This is a genomic window from Dactylosporangium maewongense, from assembly GCF_039531485.1.
Taxonomy (GTDB): Bacteria; Actinomycetota; Actinomycetes; order Mycobacteriales; family Micromonosporaceae; genus Dactylosporangium; species Dactylosporangium maewongense.
This window is the reverse complement of the sequence record NZ_BAAAQD010000009.1, coordinates 21,914-38,242: the sequence shown is the minus strand read 5'-3', so window position 1 is coordinate 38,242 and position 16,329 is coordinate 21,914. Positions and strand designations below refer to the sequence as shown.

The following is a 16,329-nucleotide window of genomic DNA, read 5'->3' as shown; positions in this document are numbered from 1 at the left end:
GGGAAGCAACAAGATGCGCGCGATCGGTCAAGACGGGTTCGGCGGTCCCGAGGTGCTGCGGGTCGTGGAGGTGGACCGCCCCCAGCCGGGGATCTCGGAGGTCCTCGTCCGCGTCCACGCGACCGCGGTGAACCCCACCGACCTGTGGCACCGCACGACCGGCGGCCTGCTCGGCACCACGGTCCGGCTCGGCTGGGACGTGTCCGGCGTCGTCGAGGAGACCGGCCTCGGCGTGACCTGGCTGCGCCCGGGCGACGAGGTGTTCGGCATGCCACGCCTGCCGGAGGCGGCGGGCACGTACGCGGACTTCGTGACATCACCGGCACGGCACCTGGCCCGCAAGCCGGCCCGACTGTCCCATGTGGAGGCCGCGGGCCTCGGCCTGGCCGGCCTGACCGCGTGGCAGGCGGTCGTCGACACCGCGGACGTCCAGCCGGGCCAACGGGTCCTGATCCACGCGGCCGCCGGCGGCGTCGGCCACCTCGCGGTGCAGATCGCGAAGTCCCGCGGCGCGCACGTCATCGGCACCGCCAGCCCCGCCAAGCACGACCTGCTCCGCGACCTCGGCGCGGACGAGGTGATCGACTACACCGCGGTCAAGTTCGAGGACGCCGCCACCGACCTGGACGCCGTGATCGACCCGATCGGCGGCGAGTACGGCCCCCGCTCCCTCAGCACCCTGCGCCCCGGCGGCATCCTGGTGTCCCTCGCCTCGCCCGCCGAGGCGTACCTGGCGGACGAGGCCCGGCAGCAGGGCCGCCGGGCCGGATTCCTGCTCGTGCAGCCCGACCACGCTGGGCTGCGGTCACTCGCCGACCTGGTCGACAAGGGCGACCTGCGGGTCGTGGTCGACACCGTCCTGCCGCTGGAGGAGGTCGCCCGCGCCCACGAACTCGTCGCGACCGGCCGCTCAGCCGGAAAGGTCGTCCTCACCGTCGCCCACTGAGCCGCCGCCTGTTAGCTGCTGACGGTGGCTTGACCGGCCGACAGTCTGCCTCGCCGCTGGCCGGCTGCGCACGCCCTTCCTGGACCGGGCCGTGTTCAAGTCGCCGTCGGCCCGCGAATCCACATCGCCGGCCAACCCGTCGTGGGCCCGCAAAGCCACCGTCGGCGGCTAACCCCGTCGGCGGCGGCTGACCCGTCGTCGGTCGCTTCCTGGTTCATGAACAACCCCCTATTGGCTGGAGGCCCATAGGACGATGGCGCCGGGGTGCGTGGTCTGACGGGGTTCCACGAACTCCGTGGTCGGGTGTAGTGAGAGACAGTGATCCGCCCAGGTGAAGACGCCGCGGACCGGGCGGCAGCCGGAGGCACCCTCGGTGTTACCGATCATCGGCCAGCCCTGGTCACGCAGGGCTGCTGCGGTGAGGGTCATGACCTCCGGGTTCGGCGCGCCGTGGCGGCTCCATACCTCGTACAGGCGCAGGCACGGAACGTGGACGCCGAGGCAGCTGGGGGCGAGCTGGTGGACGTTCAGCTCGTCGGGCAGCGACAAGAAGTCGGCGTCGCGGACCCCCGTCCTCGGTGGGCCGCCTGACGGATTGAGCGGGATGACGAAGAACGAGAGCTGATAGCAGCAGGTGAGGAATACCGCCGCGGTCGCGAGCATCGGGATCGTCAGCAGGCGCCACCAGCCGGGGACCCGCATGGGGAGCAGCACCAGGCATACCAGGGTGACCAGGCCGTAGTAGGGCAGCAACCAGTCCTGCGAGGGTGGTGACAGTGCTCCCTGCGGGGGGCTGGCCCAGACGCCAAGCGCGATCAGGCCAACGGCCAGCACGGCCGTGACGGCAACGGCGGAACGCAGGCCAGGGGCGAGCAGCACCGTGGCGCCAACCGGCACCAGCAGTGCCAGCACGGTCTCGATCCGCTCCGACGGCCCGCCAACGCCGAACAGTACCTGCACCAGCACCGCGAACAGGGCCACCCCGGCACCTGCCAGCCACGCCTTCCTTCGCATGCCGGGGAGCATCGCACAACATCGAGCACCACATGCGGCGGCGAAGATGTCTCCGGGGCCTGGCGACACCTCGCCTGGCGAGGTGTCGCCAGGCCCCGGAGACGAGCGAGACAGCCCTTAAGCCGTCGCTGCCTAACCGTCGCTGGGTTAGCCGTCGCTGGCTAAGGCGTCGGCGGCCAGCTAACCGGCTGGCTCGTCGTCGGCAGCCGAACTGCCGGCGCCGACCCCGTCGCGCGTCAGGCCGCGCGCCCGCTACGTCGCCCGCGCCCGTTGGGTCGTCCTCGCTGGCGGCGGTTCCTGAACCACTCCCGAGCCGCGGACTCGTCGGCCGGCGACTCGTTGAGGAGACCGATGCCCGTGACGTGTTCCGACCCTCACACGGTAACACCGGCCACCAAATCGCAGTTTCGGCGCGGAGCGGGCTCACTACGCATCGTAGTACGTGGTCGTGGTGTTGGCGAAACGCAGGTCAGCAGCCCTTGATGCGGGAGGCGCAGCGGTCGGCGGCAGCCTTTGCGAGGGTTGTGACCATGCCGGCGGGTGTGGTGCCGACGGTCATGTCGTTGAGCCACAGCACGAACTCGCCGCGGCGGACGGCGACGATGTCGGCGGTGACCGCGATGCCGAAGTCGGTGTCGCCGGTCATGCGTACCCCGAAGGCGCTCTGGCCGAGTGTCGTCGGCACCTCGGTGGGCGCGAGCGTGAAGCGGACCGTGATCCCGGCGAGCTCCTGGCTGAACGACTTGCACGTGGTGACCGCGGCGGCGAGCCGGTCCATCGCCGTCGCGGCGCCGCCGGTCGGGAAGTGCACGAGCGCGTGCGTCAGGTACGGGCCGACGGCGCCCTTGCTGTACGTGACGGCGGCGGCCGTCGTGCCGTCGCCGGTCACCGGGTCCAGCGAGGGGCAGCCGGGAAAGTTGCCACCGAGCGTGACCGCGCCGTTGTCGTTGGTGGCCGCGGCGATCGGCACGAACCCGTCGGGCAGGTCCGCCGCGGTCAGCAGCGCGGGCCGAAGATCCTCCGAAGCGGCGGCTGAAGCCGGAACTGAAGGAGCCGAAACAGAAGGAGACGAAGGCGCCGAACCCACCGGAGACGGGGAAGCCGCAGGGGGAACAGGAACGAGTGCGGTGGCGGGCGCGGAGAGTGCCGGGGCACCGGTCACCGCGAGGGCGGCCAGAGCGCCCACCAGCCTGTGAACCATCCTCATCAACCCGACGCTACGGACGCCAAACCGCATATATGCGGTTTTACCCGATATTTACGCCACCAGGGCCGAGCAGCAACGACCTCACGCCCCGAGCTGGCCGAACGTCGTGTCCGCCTCGTCGTCGATCAGGAACCCGGGCCCCAGACGCCTGGCGACCGCACGTGCGTCCACCGACATCCACCGCTGCATGCTCACATGCGCCGGGTCCGCGATGTGGTACCGGCAGCTGCCGCCCCACCAGCCCGGTTCATACGACACGACGTCGACGAGCCGCCCCGAGAACGGGAACCTCGCCCGCACCTGCTGCGGGATCGTGCAGCCGTAGTCCTCGAAGTACGGCTGCACGGTCAGCATCGCCAGCAGCCGCCCGCCGTCCTCCCGCCAGGCCCGTAACCGTCCGGTGTGCTGGTGCGTGCCGTTCTGCCGGGTCTGCTCCCGATAGTTCCAGAACGCTTCATCGTGTACGAGTTGCGACGCCGCCATGCGTGCATTGTGTCGATGTGACATCTGTCTATCGCCCGTCGTTGGACACCGTTGGACAACTCGCTGCGCGGCGGCCGCCGGGTGCTAGCGTCCGCACGATGACGACGCCACCGTACGCCGGCACGCCCGCGGTCAGCTTCACCAGCGGCGGCGAGCGCCTCGCCGGCGTCCTGCACCTGCCCGCCGGGGACGGTCCGCACCCGGTCGTCGTGCTCCTGCACGGCTTCCCGGGCAACGAGCGCAACTTCGACCTCGCGCAGGCGCTGCGCCGGGCGGGCTACGCGGCGCTCGTCTTCCACTACCGCGGCTCGTGGGGCATGGGCGGCGACTACTCGTGGCGGCACGTCCTGGAGGACTCCGCCGCGGTCGTGGCCGCCGTCCGCGAGGAGGCGTTCGCGGCCACGCACCGCCTGGATCCGTCGCGGGTCGCGGTCGCCGGCCACAGCCTCGGCGGGTTCGCGGCGCTGATGACCGCCGCCGCCGACCCCGCCGTCCGCGCGACCGTGTCCGTCGCCGGGTTCGACGTCGGCACCGCGGCGCAGCTGTGCGCGGATCCGGTGGTGCGGGCCGAGTGCGTGGAGGCGCTCGGCAGCGACCTGCTTCCGCTGCGCGGCACCAGCGGCGAGGCCCTCGTGCGCGAGATGACCGCCGCCGGTCCCGCCTGGCGCCTGGCCGGCCTCGCCCCCGCGTTCGAGGGCCGCCCGGTCCTGCTGATCGGCACCGGCCGCGACCCCGTCACTCCGCACGAGGTGCACCATGTGCCGCTGGTTCGCGCGTACGAGCAGCGGCCGCACATCCTCCTCGAGCACACGCTCTTCCCGACCGACCACGCGCTCTCCGACCACCGCCTGGAGCTCGCCGGCACCGTCACCGCCTTCCTCGACCGCCACCTCGCCCCGCCGGCCCGATGACAGTCGTTGCGCGAACGCCGTCAGCAAGGCCAGCCGCGTGGCGTGAAGCCGTCGCGACGCCGGTCGCGTGGCGTGAAAGGCCGTCAGCAAGACCGGTCGCGTGGCGTGAAGCTATGAGCGGGGCCGGTCGACGGTGAGGACGAGCTTGCCGGTGGTGCGGCGGGCGAGCAGGTCCTCGTGGGCGCGGCGGGCGTCCTGCAGCGGGTACGCGGGCCCCACCTGCGGCCGCAGGACCCCGGACGCGGTCAGGCCCAGCAGCTGCCCGAGGGGCCCGGCGAACGCGTCCGGGCGGGTGAGGACGGGGCGCAGCCAGAAGCCCGCGACGGCGACGCTGCGGTCGGCCAGGAGCGAAGGGTCGACGGGCGGGCGGCCGAGGCGGGACGAGTCGCCGTAGGTGACCAGCCGGCCGAGCGGCGCGAGGACCTCCAGCGCGGCCGTGAACGCGGGCCCGCCGGTCGACTCCAGCACGACGTCGACCGGTGCGCCGCCGTTGGCGGCCAGGACTCGGGCCGGGTAGCCGCCGGGGTCGCTGTCGACGGCCGTGTCGGCGCCGAGGGACACGGCGAGGTCGCGCTTCGCGGGGCTGGACGCGGCGGCGATGATCCGGCCCGCGCCGAGGTGCCGGGCCAGCTGCACCGCGAGGGTGCCGACGCCGCCGGCGGCGGCGTTGACGACGACCGTCTCGCCGGGGCGCAGGGCGGCGCTGCCGTGCAGCAGGTGCCACGCGGTGAGGCCCTGCACCAGCAGCGCGAGCGCGGCGCCGTCGGCGACGGCGTCCGGCACGTCCACGGCGTCCACAGTGGACACGACGGCGCGCTCCGCGTAGCCGCCGCCGGCGAAGGTGAGCGCCGCGACCCTCCTGCCGCCGGTGGTGCGCCCCACGACCTCGGTGCCGGGGATGAACGGCAGGGTCTGGCCGCCGCTGTACGTGCCGAGCGTGCGATACGTGTCGGCGTAGTTGACGCCGGCGGCGCTGACGTCGACGAGCAGCTGGCCGGGGCCGGGCTCCGGGTCGGGGACATCGGTGAGCGAGAGGACCTCGGGGCCGCCGAAGCGGTCGCAGCGGATGGCGCGCATGCGTCCAACCCTACGAGGCCGTGATCAGCTCCAGGACCCGCCGCCACGCGTCGGCGGCGGGCTCCGGGCGGTACGTGGGAGGACCGGGCAGCAGGAAGGCGTGCGGCGTGTCCGGGTAGACGACGACCTCGTGCCGCACGCCCGAGTCGCGCAGCGCGGCGGCGACGGTGGCGACGTCCCCGGGTGGCACGACGTGGTCGGCGCCGCCGACGAGGAACAGCAGGCGGCCCGTGATGGCAGGGGTCAGCGTCACCGTCGGCTCGGGGCGGCTCATGGGGATCTGGGTGCCGGTGAGCCAGCCCGGGTAGAGCACCGCGGTCGCCGCCAGCCCGAGCCGCGCGGCGGCGAGATAGGCGGCGTGCCCGCCGACGCTCAGCCCGACCATGCTGACGCCGGCGGGGTCGCCGCCGAGGACGTCGACCGCCGCCGCGACGTCGGCGACGACCTCGTCCCGGTCGAGGCCGTGCAGCAGCTCGAAGCCGCGGGCCCGCCCCTCGTCGTCCTGCGGGAGCTCGACGCCGGGTGCGCTGCGGTGGTACAGGTCGGGCACGGCGACCAGGCAGCCCTCGGCGGCGAGCCGGTCGGCGAACGCGCGGACCGACGCGTCGATCCCGAAGAGCTGATGGCCGACGACGACCCGGTGCTGCGGACCGGTCGACGCCGGCCGGGCGATGTACACGCCGGCCACGCTAGCCATCACCCATCCACGGCGACCAATAGCGAGGCCGATGCCGGCGATCAGTCCTCGGATGGCACCCGCGACGGGCGTCCGGCCGCGACGGGCGACGGGCCGGGCGAGTCCCGGCGGCGGTCTCGGCGGCGGTCTCGGTCGAGGGCGGCGAAGAGCAGGCCGAGCGCGGCGAGTCCCAGGCACAGCGCCGCACCGTGGGCCATCGCGGCGGTGTGACCGCCGGGCGCGGCCGCCGTCGCCAGGAAGATGCCGCTGACGGCCGCGATGCTGACGCTCGCGGCGAGCCGCTGCGACAACTGCAGCAGCGCGGCGCTGAGCCCGTTGGCGCCCGGCGGCGCGTGGGACAGGGTCAGCGCCTGGTTCGGCGAGTTGACGAAGCCGCCCGCCGCCCCCGTCACGAACTGCCCCACCGCGAGGGCCCACACCACCTGCCCCTCCGGAAGGAGCTCGACCGAGGCGATCGAGGCCGCGATGCCGGCCACCGCGACGCCGAGCGCGACCGTGGTCCCCCGCCGCCGCAGCCCCGAGGCGAGCGCCGACGTCAGTGTGAAGCCGACCGCGCTCGGCAGTGCGATCGCCGCGGCGGCGAGCGGCGGGTGGTGCAGGCCGTCCTGCAGGTACAGCGACAGCACCAGGTTGAGGGCGAGGGTGGCGCCGAAGTAGCACATGGCCACGAGCACGCCGAGGACGTAGCCCCGGTTGCGGGTCAGCGCCGGCAGCAGGATCGCGGTGCGGCCGCGCGTGGTCCACCGGCGCTCCCACGCGAGGAACGCCGCCAGCCCCGCGCCGGCGGCGAGCAGCCACCACGCGCCGCCGCCGGTGCCGGCGAGCGGCAGCAGCGCGGCGAGGGTGGTGCCGCCGAGCAGCAGCAGGCCGCCGAGGTCGAGGTCGCCGGTGTGGCCCGCAGGCCGGCCGGGGGGCAGGAAGCGCAGCGCGAGGGGGATCGTCACGACCGCGAACGGCAGGTTCGCCACCAGGACGAGCCGCCAGCCGGACCCGGGTCCGGCCGCCTGCAGCACCGCCCCGCCGAGCAGCGGCCCCAGCATGCCGGCAACCCCGCCGACGAAGGCGTAGGCCCCGAGCGCGCGGGCGCGGGCACGCCCGCGGAACAGGTCCTGGAACAGCCCGATGATCTGCGGGTTGACGGTGCCGGCGCCGAAGCCCTGCACGAGCCTGGCCGCGGCGACGACCCAGCCGTGCCGGGCGGTGGCGGCCGCGATCGCACCCGCGGCGAACACGGTGAGGCCGCCGACGAAGAGCAGCCGCCTGCCGTACAGGTCGCCGAGCCGCCCTGCGGGCACCAGCGCCAGCCCGAACGTCAGCGAGTACCCGGCGAGGATCCACTGCAGCGACGCGGTGCCGGCGTGCAGCGAGCCACGCAGCGCGGGCACGACCACGTTCAGCACCGACTGGTCCAGCAGCGTGGTGAACCCGGCGCCGAGGCAGACCGCGACGACCCACCGCGCCCTGACCCCTTCCACCGGGCGATCGTATACCTGCTTTTCCGATCGGAAATAGGGTTATGAACGTCACCCCGTAGAGTGCGCGGCGTGAAGCTGTGCGGCGTCCTGCTCGACCTCGACGGCACCCTGCTCGACCACGAGGCCGCCGTCGGCGCGGCCCTCCTGCGCTGGCTGCCCACGATCGGGGTCGAGCCGGACGCCGGCACCCGGACCCTGTGGGCGACGGTCCAGGAGCGGCACCTCGAGGCGTGGCGGGCCGGGCTGGTCACGTTCCAGCAGCAGCGCCGCGGCAGGCTCCGCGACTTCCTCGCCGCGCTCGGCACCCCCTGCGAGGACGACGGGCGGCTCGACACCCTCTTCTCCGGCTTTCTGCTGATGTACGAGCAGTCGTGGGCCGCCTACCCCGACGCCCGCCCGGCGCTGGCGGCGATCCGGCGGGCTGGACTGCGCACGGCCGTCCTCACCAACGGCATCGAGGAGCAGCAGACCGCCAAGCTCGCCCGCATCGGCCTGCGCGACCTCGCCGGCCCCGTCTACACCGCCGAGACCCTCGGCCTGTTCAAGCCCGACCCCGCCGTCTTCACCGAGGCGTGCCGCCGCTGGGGCCTCGCCCCGGAGACCGTCGTGAGCGTCGGCGACCGCCACGACCTGGACGTCCTCCCGGCCCGCGCCGCCGGCCTGCACGCCGTCCACCTCGACCGCCCCGGCACCGCCCCACCCGGCGAGGCGCACCGGATCGGCTCACTGCGCGACCTGCCCGCCCTCCTGCTCCCCCACTGAGCCGCCGGAACCGCCGCACCGCCAAGCCGGAAGCGGCGGCCGTGAAGCCGGGCGGAGCGGGCGGCGTCAGGGGGTGCGGAAGCCGGCGCGGTACGAGTGCGGCGGGATCCCGACCTGGCGGCGGAAGTGGGGGCGCAGGGCGACGCCGTCGGTGAAGCCGCACGCGCGGGCGACCGCGTCGATGTCCAGGTCGGTGGTGGTCAGGACGTGCTGGGCGCGCAGCACGCGCTGCTGGAGCAGCCAGCGCAGCGGGGACGAGCCGGTCTCCTCGCGGAAGCGGCGGTCGAACGTGCGGCGGCTCAGGTGGGCGGTGGCGGCGAGACGGTCGACGTCCAGGGTCGGGTCGTCGAGGCGCTCCAGGGCGAAGCGCATCGCGTCGCCCACGGCGTCGCCGTCGCGCAGCCGCGGGACCGGGCGCTCGATGAACTGGGCCTGCCCGCCGGCCCGGTGCGGGGCGACGACGAGGGCGCGGGCGGCCGCGTTGGCGAGCGCCGGGCCGTGGTCGCGGCGCAGCAGGTGCAGGCAGGCGTCGAGGCCCGCGGCGCTGCCGGCGCTGGTGACGACCAGGCCCTCGTCGACATACAGCACGTCCTCGACGACGTCGACCGCGGGGAAGCGGGACGCGAACTCGGGCAGGTGCCGCCAGTGCGTCGTGGCGCGGCGGCCGTCGAGCAGGCCGGCCTCGGCGAGCACGAACGCGCCCAGGCACAGCCCGACCACGGTGGCGCCCTCGTCGTGCGCGCGGCGGAGCCGGTCGAGGATGCCGGGCGCGACCGGCGCGCCGCCGGGCACCCGCCAGCCGGGCACGACGACGACGCCGGCGGTGTCGAGGTCGTCGAGGTCGTGCGGGGCGGTGAGGGCGATGCCGGCCGTCGTCGTCAGCGGGCCGGGGTGCTCCCCCGCGGTCCGCACGTCGAAGGCGGCCGCGACGCCGAACACCCGGGGTGCCACGGCGACCTCCAGCATCGGCGCGCCGTCGCCGATGAGCACCCCGACCGTCGTCGCCGAGCGCGTCATGGCTTGATCGTATCGGAGGATGGCGTTCCGGCCACTGCCGGCGGGCGCCGGGACCGGCGAAGGTGATGCCCATGACGATGCAGTTCCAGCGGTTCGGCGGCCCGACGGTGGTGTTCGGCGTCGGTGGCGTCACGTTCATCACCGACCCCACGTTCGACCCGCCCGGGCAGTACCCGCTCGGCAGCCGCGTGCTGACCAAGACCGAGCCCGCCGCCGGCACCCCCGACGACGCCGGCGCCGTCGACGTCGTGCTGCTCTCGCACGACCAGCACCCCGACAACCTCGACACCCTCGGTCGTGCGTTCGCGGCGTCGGTACCGGTGGTGCTCAGCACCCCGGCGGCGGCCGCCCGCCTGGGCGGCCAGGTCACCGGCCTGGAGCCGTGGTCCCACACCGACCTGCCCCGGCCCGGCGGCGACGGCCACGTGCGGGTCACCGCCGTCCCCGCGCAGCACGGCCCCGACGGCACCGAGCACCTCACCGGTCCGGTCACCGGGTTCGTCCTGCACGGCGACGGCCTGCCGACCGTCTACGTCAGCGGCGACAACGCGTCGCTGGACGTCGTCGCCGCGGTCGCGGAGCGCTTCCCGTCCGTCGACGTGGCGATCCTGTTCGGCGGCCGGGCCCGCACCGCGCTGCTCGGCGACGCCGACCTCACCCTCGGCGCGACCGGGATGCTGGCGGCGGCCAGGCTCCTGGACGCGAAGACCGTGGTGCCGGTCCACGTCGACAGCTGGGCCCACTTCACCGAGGGCATCACCGACGTCCGCGCCGCCTTCGAAACCGCGGGCAGCGCCCGCCTGCTTCGATAAACCACGGGACCGCGGCGGGCGACGCGCACCCGCCGCGGTAGCCGCGCGGGTGCCGGGGTAACCGGCAGGGGTGCTCATCGCCCACCTCAGCGACCTCCACCTCGGCGCGCAGCCGCCCGACCGGTTCGACCGCGTCATCGCGTACATCGGCAGCCTCCGCGAACCGGTGGACGCCGTGCTCGTCACCGGCGACGTCGCCGACCACGGACTCGACGCCGAATACGCCGCGTTCGGCCGGCTCCGGACGCTCGGTGTGCCCGTCCTCGCGGTGCCCGGCAACCACGACGACCCGGCCGCGTTCCGGACCGACCGCGCCGAGACCGTGGCGGGGGTGCTGTTCGCGCTGTGCGACTCGTCGGTGCCCGGGCACGCCGAGGGCTGGCTCGACGACGGCACCCTCCGGTGGCTCGACGGCACCCTCGCGGCGGCGACGGGCACGCCCGCGCTCGTGTGCTGCCATCATCCGCCGGTACCGGTCGGCAAGCCCGCCGCGGACCAGGTCCGCCAGCTCGGCGCCGGCCGGCTCGCCGAGGTCCTCCGCCGCCACCCGGACGTGCTCGCCGTCCTGTGCGGGCACGTCCACAGCGCCGCCGTCGGCACGTTCGCGGGCGTGCCCGTGCTCGCCGCGCCGGGCGTCGAGTCGACGATGGTGCTGCCGTGGGAGCCCGAGGACCGGCCCGAGCCGCCGCCGGCGCTCGCGTTCCACCTCGTCGAGGACGGCCGGCTCACCACTCACTACCGGCTCTGCGTGCCCTGAGCCCTGACGGTCCGCGAATGCCGCGGACTGAGCCCCTGCGGTCCGCGAATGCCGCGGACTGAGCCCCTGCGGTCCGCGAATGCCGCGGACTGAGCCCCTGCGGTCCGCGAATGCCGCGGCCCGGCCGGGCCGCCGCGTATGCTGCCGGACGGCACGAACTGAAGCGAGGTGCCCCGGGCGACCGGGGAGAATCGGGAAGCCGGTGTGAATCCGGCACGGGCCCGCCGCGGTGATCGGGGAGCTGCCGTCCATGCGCACCAGCGGTGCGCGGTCACTGGCCTCAGGGCTGGGAAGGCGGACGGTGCAGGCGTTGATCCGAGAGTCCGAAGACCGGCCTCGCGGTCACCGGCCGTCCGTGACGGGCGGCCACGAGCAGCGGGAGCCTGCCCTGATGAGCACCGACCTGTACGACGTCGTGCACCGCCGCCGCGACGTGCGCGGCCAGTTCAATGGCGCGCCGATCCCCGCCGACGTCCTCGACCGCGTGCTGGGCGCCGCCCACGCCGCGCCGAGCGTCGGCCTGTCCCAGCCGTGGGACTTCGTCCTCGTCCGCGACCCCGCCCTGCGCGGCGCCTTCCACGACCACGTCCGCACCGAACGCGACACGTTCGCCGCGACGCTCGACGCCGACCGGGCCGCGGCCTTCGCCCGCATCAAGATCGACGGGGTGCTGGAGTCGACCCTGTCCGTGGTCGTCACGTACGACCCTGGCCGCGGCGGCCCGGCGGTCCTCGGCCGGCACGCGATCGCCGACGCCGGCCTCTACTCCGTCTGCCTCGCCATCCAGAACCTGTGGCTGGCCGCGACCGCGGAGGGGCTCGGCGTCGGCTGGGTGTCGTTCTACCGCGAGCCGTTCGTCCGTGAGCTGCTGGGCGTCCCGGCCGGCATCCGCCCGGTCGCCTGGCTGTGCCTGGGCCCGGTGACCCACCTGGAATCCGTCCCCGACCTGGAGCGGCACGGCTGGCGCCGCCGGGCACCGCTCGCCGACGCCGTGCATCACGACCGCTGGTAGCCGGCGCCGCGCGGGGCGGGCACGGCGCCGGGCGGGACCGGGGCGGGGCTCAGAGCAGCGCGGCGAGCTGCTGGCAGGTCGGGCGGGCCTCCAGGTGCAGGCGGGCGACGTTGAGCCCATCGCTGCCGAGCACCGCGAGCAGCGTGCTGCCGTCCACGGCGTACACGGTGAAGTAGCCGCCGTCGTTGCGCATGGTCGCGTCCCGGAACGGTGACTGCCCCAGCACCAGCGCCACCTGCCGGCCCAGGCCGAACGTCGTCGCCGCCAGCGCGGCCGCGTCGTGCGGCTCAGTGCCTCCGCCGGCGTCGTACGCGCCCAGGTCATAGGTGACCAGCAGGCCGTCGACGCCGGCGAGCACGCTGCCGCGGACCCCCGGCACGCGCAGGCGCAGGTCCGCCATCGCGGCGCGCACCGGGGACAGGGCGGCGTCGAGCGGCTCGGGCCGCGCGCCGAACTGCGGCGACTGCAGCTGACCGACGCCGCCCCCGGGCTCGAGGCCCTCTCTGCGCGGCAGGCCGTCCTCGTCGGGGGCGCCGCCGAAGAAGCCGGACGTCACAGTTCGAGGCCCTCCTCGATCGCGCGCAGCTGGTGGCGGGCCAGCGCGAGGTTGGCGCGCGCCTTCGCGAGCGCGACGTACAGGAACAGCCCGTGGCCGTTGCGGGAGTGCAGCGGCCGGATGATGTGGTACTGGCTGTCGAGCGTGATGAGGATGTCCTCGATCGGCTCGCCGAGACCGAGCATCTCGATGGTGCGCAGCTTCGCCCGCACGACGTCGGTGTTGCCGGCCGCGGCCACCGTGATGTCGAAGTCGGCGCCGCCGCCGAGGGTGCCCAGCGTCATGCCGCTGGTGTAGTCGACGAGCGCGACCGCGAACGCCCCCTCGATGTTCATCGCGCTCTTCAGCGCGACATCCAGGTTGTTGCTCAAATCCGTGCCTCCTGAGCTGGTGCGGGTGCCGCGGCCAGCCTCGCACGAAGCGATCTTTCGCTGCACCCTTCGACGCAGCTTTTAGCCAGACGGCTCATAGCCGGCTGGCTTCTCAACCGATCCACCGGTCACTGCCGGTGAGCGCACGCAACTCATAAACAGTTTTGACGGCGCAGATCGTCGCCGTCTGTTCACCGGGGTGACCTTCGCCGGTCGCGTCCTCCTACCTTCTGCTCCAGCCCTCCGGGGTCGGCGTCAACCGGACCCGGCCACGGAGCTGGCATCCCTCGGAGGAGGTCTCACCGTGTTCCACCGAATTACGGCGGCCGGCGTCGCGCTCGTGGCGGGGCTGGCCGGTGCCTTCGCGGCGGCCGCGCCGGCGGCGGCCGTCGCGCAGGGCGCGATCCTGTACGCGGACAGTCCCGACGCGGTGGCAGGCCGCTACATCGTCACGCTGAAGGACGGCTCCACCGCGATCGCCACCCAGGCCCAGCGGCTCACCGGCAGGTTCGGCGGGCAGACCCGGCACGTGTTCGACAGCGTGCAGCGGGGCTTCTCGGCGAACATGTCCGTGCAGCAGGCGCAGCGGCTGGCCGCAGACCCGGCCGTCGCGTCGGTCGAGGCGGTCCAGCGCATCACCGTCCTCGACACCCAGAGCAACCCGCCGAACTGGGGCGACGACCGCATCGACCAGCGGAGCCTGCCCCTGAACCAGGCGTTCACCTACCCGGCCAACCCCGGGCAGGGCGTCACCGTGTACGTGCTGGACACCGGCCTCAACGCGAGCCACACCGAGTTCAGCGGCCGGGTGAAGCAGGGCACCGACATCGTCGACGGGGACAGCAACCCCGCCGACTGCCACGGCCACGGCACCCACGTCGCGGGCACCGCCGTCGGCACCACCTACGGCATCGCGAAGAAGGCGAACCTCGTCTCGGTCCGCGTCCTGAACTGCCAGGGCTCCGGCACCAACGACGACCTGATCGCGGGGATCAACTGGGTGCGCACCAACGCCCAGAAGCCGGCGGTCGCGAACTACTCGATCGGCTGCGGCAGCCGGTGCAGCAGCCAGGCCATGGACAGCGCCGTGTCGAGCCTGATCAGCTCGGGCGTGCAGTTCGTGCAGGCGGCCGGCAACAACGGCGACGACGCCTGCTACTACAGCCCGCAGGGGGTCGGCGCGGCGATCACCGTCGGCAACAGCAACGGCTCCGACGCCCGCAACAGCACCAGCAACTACGGCTCGTGCCTGGACCTGTTCGCGCCGGGGACGAGCATCGTGTCGGCGTCGTACTCCAGCAACACCGGCAGCGCGACGATGACGGGCACCTCGATGGCGTCGCCGCACGTGGCCGGCGCCGCCGCGCTGTACCTGGGCGCGAACCCGAACGCGACGCCGGCGCAGGTCCGCGACGCGCTCGTGAACAACGGCACCACCGGGAAGATCACCAGCGCCGGGAGCGGCTCGCCCAACGTGCTGCTGTACACGGCGTTCATCGGCGGCGGCACGCCGACCGACCCGGCCGTGACCAACCCGGGCAACAAGAGCTCCGTCGTCGGCCAGCAGGTCGACGTTCAGGTCCAGGGCAGCGGCGGCACCACGCCGTACACCTGGAGCGCGTCCGGCCTCCCGGCCGGGCTGTCCATCGGCGCGTCGACCGGTCGGATCACCGGCAGCGCGACGACGGCGGGCACCTCGAACGTCACGGTGACCCTGAAGGACGCGGCGAACAAGACCGCGTCGGCCCAGTTCACCTGGACGGTCACCACCGGTGGCGGCGGCTGCACACCCTCGCAGCCCGTCGGCAACGGTGGCTTCGAGAGCGGCACGTCGCCGTGGACCGCGACCGCGAACGTGATCGGCACGTGGTCGCAGTACCCGGCGCGCAGCGGCACCCGCAACGCGTGGCTCAACGGCGGCGGGCAGGTGCAGACCGACACGGTCTCGCAGCCCGTGGCGGTCCCGTCCGGCTGCACGACCGTGCAGCTGCGCTTCTGGATCCGCATCACCACCGCGGAGACCGAGAACCTGGTCTACGACAAGCTGACCGTCACCCTCGGCAGCACCACCGTGGCCACGTACACGAACCTGGACAAGACCAACGGGTACGTGGAGAAGGTCATCGACGCGAGCGCGTTCGCGGGGCAGGCGGTCACGCTGAAGTTCAACGGCGTCGAGGACTGGTCGCTGCAGACCAGCTTCGTCCTCGACGACGTGTCGATCAGCGCCTCCTGATAGCCGGCCGGGCGCCCGCCGACATCGGGCGCCCGGTCACCGACCGGGGGTGGGAGTGATCAACGAGGCTCACTCCCACTCCCATCGCATGCCGACGATGCCGGGGGGTACGTCGGACGCGACGACGTGGGCGCCGTGGGTCGAGCCGATCCACGTCTCCCACACGCCCTGGTCCGGCGCGTTGAGCGCGCGGCGTTCGAACCGCCGGCAGCGCGCCGGCACCGCGTCGTGGTCGAACTGCACCTGCAGCACGTACTCGGTGACCGGGGTCGAGAAGCCCCGGTAGTAGTTGTCGGTCGCGGAGAGCGAGTCGCTGCGGTACTGGTACTCCAGCACCACCGTCTCCCCCTGCGCCAGCATCCGGTCGAAGATGATCTCCGCCGCGACGAGCCCGCCGGCGTCGGACCGGACCCGGCCGATGCGGCAGTTGCGGATCGCGCTGATGGTCACCTTCGCGGCCGGGTCGTCGGTGAGGAAGACCGCGACGGTGCGGGAGACCCGGTCGATGTTGGCCCGCAGCACCTGCCGGCAGGTCAGGCCCAGCTCCTGCCGATGGGGCCCGACGACGTACAGGTCGTGCAGGCTCAGCCTGGTCAGCTCGTGGTACATCCACCGGTCGAGCTCGCCGACCATCTTCGCCACGCTGGTGCCGTCGCTGAACAGCCGGTCGACGTCGATGGTGCCCGGCGGCTGGCTCAGCCAGCGCCCCCGCGGGCGGCGCGGCCCGAGCTGCACGATCAGCGACTCCTCGGGCAGCGCCAGGATCTGCTCGAGCAGCCGGACGGCCTTGAGCGACTCGGGCCGCTCGGGGCGGCTGCGCCCCCGCCGCCAGTAGCTCAGCGTGGTGATGCTGACGCTGACGCCCTTGCTGGCGAGCTGCTGCTGGATCTCGTCGAGGCGGATGCCGCGGTCCTCGATGGCGAGGTGCAGCGCCGCGGAGAACGGGCCGGTGCGCAGCGCGTGCGCGAGGTCACGACCCGGGCCCTTCTCCATGCC

At 73.8% G+C, this 16,329-nt stretch carries 17 protein-coding genes and 1 riboswitch; of the genes, 7 read left to right on the top strand and 10 right to left on the bottom strand.

Annotated features, from left to right (window positions below; translation table 11 throughout):
• Positions 1 to 13 precede the first annotated feature (13 nt).
• Complete coding sequence (locus tag ABD332_RS22870; protein ID WP_344504083.1) at positions 14 to 946, top strand: NADP-dependent oxidoreductase; 933 nt, start codon at positions 14 to 16, stop codon at positions 944 to 946.
• Positions 947 to 1,174: 228 nt separating this feature from the next.
• Here the strand turns inward: ABD332_RS22870 and ABD332_RS22865 are convergent, their stop codons facing one another.
• From ABD332_RS22865 to ABD332_RS22855, 3 genes are all read right to left on the bottom strand, one after another.
• Positions 1,175 to 1,927, bottom strand: a complete 753-nt coding sequence (locus tag ABD332_RS22865; protein WP_344504082.1) for a hypothetical protein — start codon at positions 1,925 to 1,927, stop codon at positions 1,175 to 1,177.
• 502 nt (positions 1,928 to 2,429) lie between these two features.
• Positions 2,430 to 3,167 carry a hypothetical protein gene (locus tag ABD332_RS22860; protein WP_344504081.1) on the bottom strand — a complete coding sequence of 246 codons (738 nt, stop codon included), beginning with the start codon at positions 3,165 to 3,167 and terminating at the stop codon, positions 2,430 to 2,432.
• An 81-nt stretch (positions 3,168 to 3,248) separates the two neighbouring features.
• Complete coding sequence (locus ABD332_RS22855) at positions 3,249 to 3,650, bottom strand: hypothetical protein (protein ID WP_344504080.1); 402 nt, start codon at positions 3,648 to 3,650, stop codon at positions 3,249 to 3,251.
• A 98-nt stretch (positions 3,651 to 3,748) separates the two neighbouring features.
• Here ABD332_RS22855 and ABD332_RS22850 point away from each other — a divergent pair, with 98 nt between their 5' ends.
• Complete coding sequence (locus ABD332_RS22850) at positions 3,749 to 4,561, top strand: alpha/beta hydrolase family protein (RefSeq protein ID WP_344504079.1); 813 nt, start codon at positions 3,749 to 3,751, stop codon at positions 4,559 to 4,561.
• A 111-nt stretch (positions 4,562 to 4,672) separates the two neighbouring features.
• On the opposite strand, the gene ABD332_RS22845 is transcribed toward ABD332_RS22850, so the two are convergent.
• From ABD332_RS22845 to ABD332_RS22835, 3 genes are read right to left on the bottom strand one after another with little or no spacing between them, the layout of a single operon-like run.
• The gene (locus ABD332_RS22845) at positions 4,673 to 5,638 is read right to left on the bottom strand and encodes a quinone oxidoreductase family protein (protein ID WP_344504078.1); all 966 of its coding nucleotides are present in this window, start codon (positions 5,636 to 5,638) and stop codon (positions 4,673 to 4,675) included.
• Between the two features lie 10 nt (positions 5,639 to 5,648).
• Positions 5,649 to 6,335: a dienelactone hydrolase family protein gene (locus tag ABD332_RS22840; protein ID WP_344504077.1), complete on the bottom strand. Its 687-nt coding sequence runs from the start codon at positions 6,333 to 6,335 to the stop codon at positions 5,649 to 5,651.
• Positions 6,336 to 6,376: 41 nt separating this feature from the next.
• Entirely contained in the window at positions 6,377 to 7,810 is a 1,434-nt protein-coding gene (locus tag ABD332_RS22835; protein ID WP_344504076.1) for an MFS transporter, read from the bottom strand.
• 69 nt (positions 7,811 to 7,879) lie between these two features.
• On the opposite strand from ABD332_RS22835, the gene ABD332_RS22830 reads away from it, so the two are divergent.
• Complete coding sequence (locus ABD332_RS22830) at positions 7,880 to 8,572, top strand: HAD family hydrolase (RefSeq protein WP_344504075.1); 693 nt, start codon at positions 7,880 to 7,882, stop codon at positions 8,570 to 8,572.
• A 66-nt stretch (positions 8,573 to 8,638) separates the two neighbouring features.
• Here ABD332_RS22830 and ABD332_RS22825 read toward each other — a convergent pair whose 3' ends face one another.
• The gene (locus ABD332_RS22825) at positions 8,639 to 9,589 is read right to left on the bottom strand and encodes a GlxA family transcriptional regulator (protein WP_344504074.1); all 951 of its coding nucleotides are present in this window, start codon (positions 9,587 to 9,589) and stop codon (positions 8,639 to 8,641) included.
• A gap of 71 nt (positions 9,590 to 9,660) precedes the next feature.
• On the opposite strand from ABD332_RS22825, the gene ABD332_RS22820 reads away from it, so the two are divergent.
• From ABD332_RS22820 to bluB, 3 genes are all read left to right on the top strand, one after another.
• On the top strand, positions 9,661 to 10,401 hold the full coding sequence (locus ABD332_RS22820) for an MBL fold metallo-hydrolase (RefSeq protein ID WP_344504073.1): 741 nt from the start codon (positions 9,661 to 9,663) through the stop codon (positions 10,399 to 10,401).
• Positions 10,402 to 10,471: 70 nt separating this feature from the next.
• Positions 10,472 to 11,158: a metallophosphoesterase gene (locus ABD332_RS22815; protein ID WP_344504072.1), complete on the top strand. Its 687-nt coding sequence runs from the start codon at positions 10,472 to 10,474 to the stop codon at positions 11,156 to 11,158.
• Positions 11,159 to 11,308: 150 nt separating this feature from the next.
• Positions 11,309 to 11,511: riboswitch (cobalamin riboswitch) on the top strand.
• A gap of 38 nt (positions 11,512 to 11,549) precedes the next feature.
• On the top strand, positions 11,550 to 12,170 hold the full coding sequence (bluB, locus tag ABD332_RS22810; RefSeq protein ID WP_344504071.1) for a 5,6-dimethylbenzimidazole synthase: 621 nt from the start codon (positions 11,550 to 11,552) through the stop codon (positions 12,168 to 12,170).
• Positions 12,171 to 12,219: 49 nt separating this feature from the next.
• Here the strand turns inward: bluB and ABD332_RS22805 are convergent, their stop codons facing one another.
• Together ABD332_RS22805 and ABD332_RS22800 are read right to left on the bottom strand one after the other, a co-directional pair.
• Positions 12,220 to 12,726: a roadblock/LC7 domain-containing protein gene (locus tag ABD332_RS22805; RefSeq protein WP_344504070.1), complete on the bottom strand. Its 507-nt coding sequence runs from the start codon at positions 12,724 to 12,726 to the stop codon at positions 12,220 to 12,222.
• On the bottom strand, positions 12,723 to 13,061 hold the full coding sequence (locus ABD332_RS22800; protein ID WP_344504439.1) for a hypothetical protein: 339 nt from the start codon (positions 13,059 to 13,061) through the stop codon (positions 12,723 to 12,725). The genes ABD332_RS22805 and ABD332_RS22800 overlap by 4 nt, the downstream gene beginning before the upstream one ends.
• Positions 13,062 to 13,401: 340 nt before the next feature.
• On the opposite strand from ABD332_RS22800, the gene ABD332_RS22795 reads away from it, so the two are divergent.
• Positions 13,402 to 15,333 carry a S8 family serine peptidase gene (locus ABD332_RS22795; RefSeq protein WP_344504069.1) on the top strand — a complete coding sequence of 644 codons (1,932 nt, stop codon included), beginning with the start codon at positions 13,402 to 13,404 and terminating at the stop codon, positions 15,331 to 15,333.
• A gap of 69 nt (positions 15,334 to 15,402) precedes the next feature.
• On the opposite strand, the gene ABD332_RS22790 is transcribed toward ABD332_RS22795, so the two are convergent.
• Positions 15,403 to 16,326, bottom strand: a complete 924-nt coding sequence (locus ABD332_RS22790; protein WP_344504068.1) for a hypothetical protein — start codon at positions 16,324 to 16,326, stop codon at positions 15,403 to 15,405.
• Positions 16,327 to 16,329 lie beyond the last annotated feature (3 nt).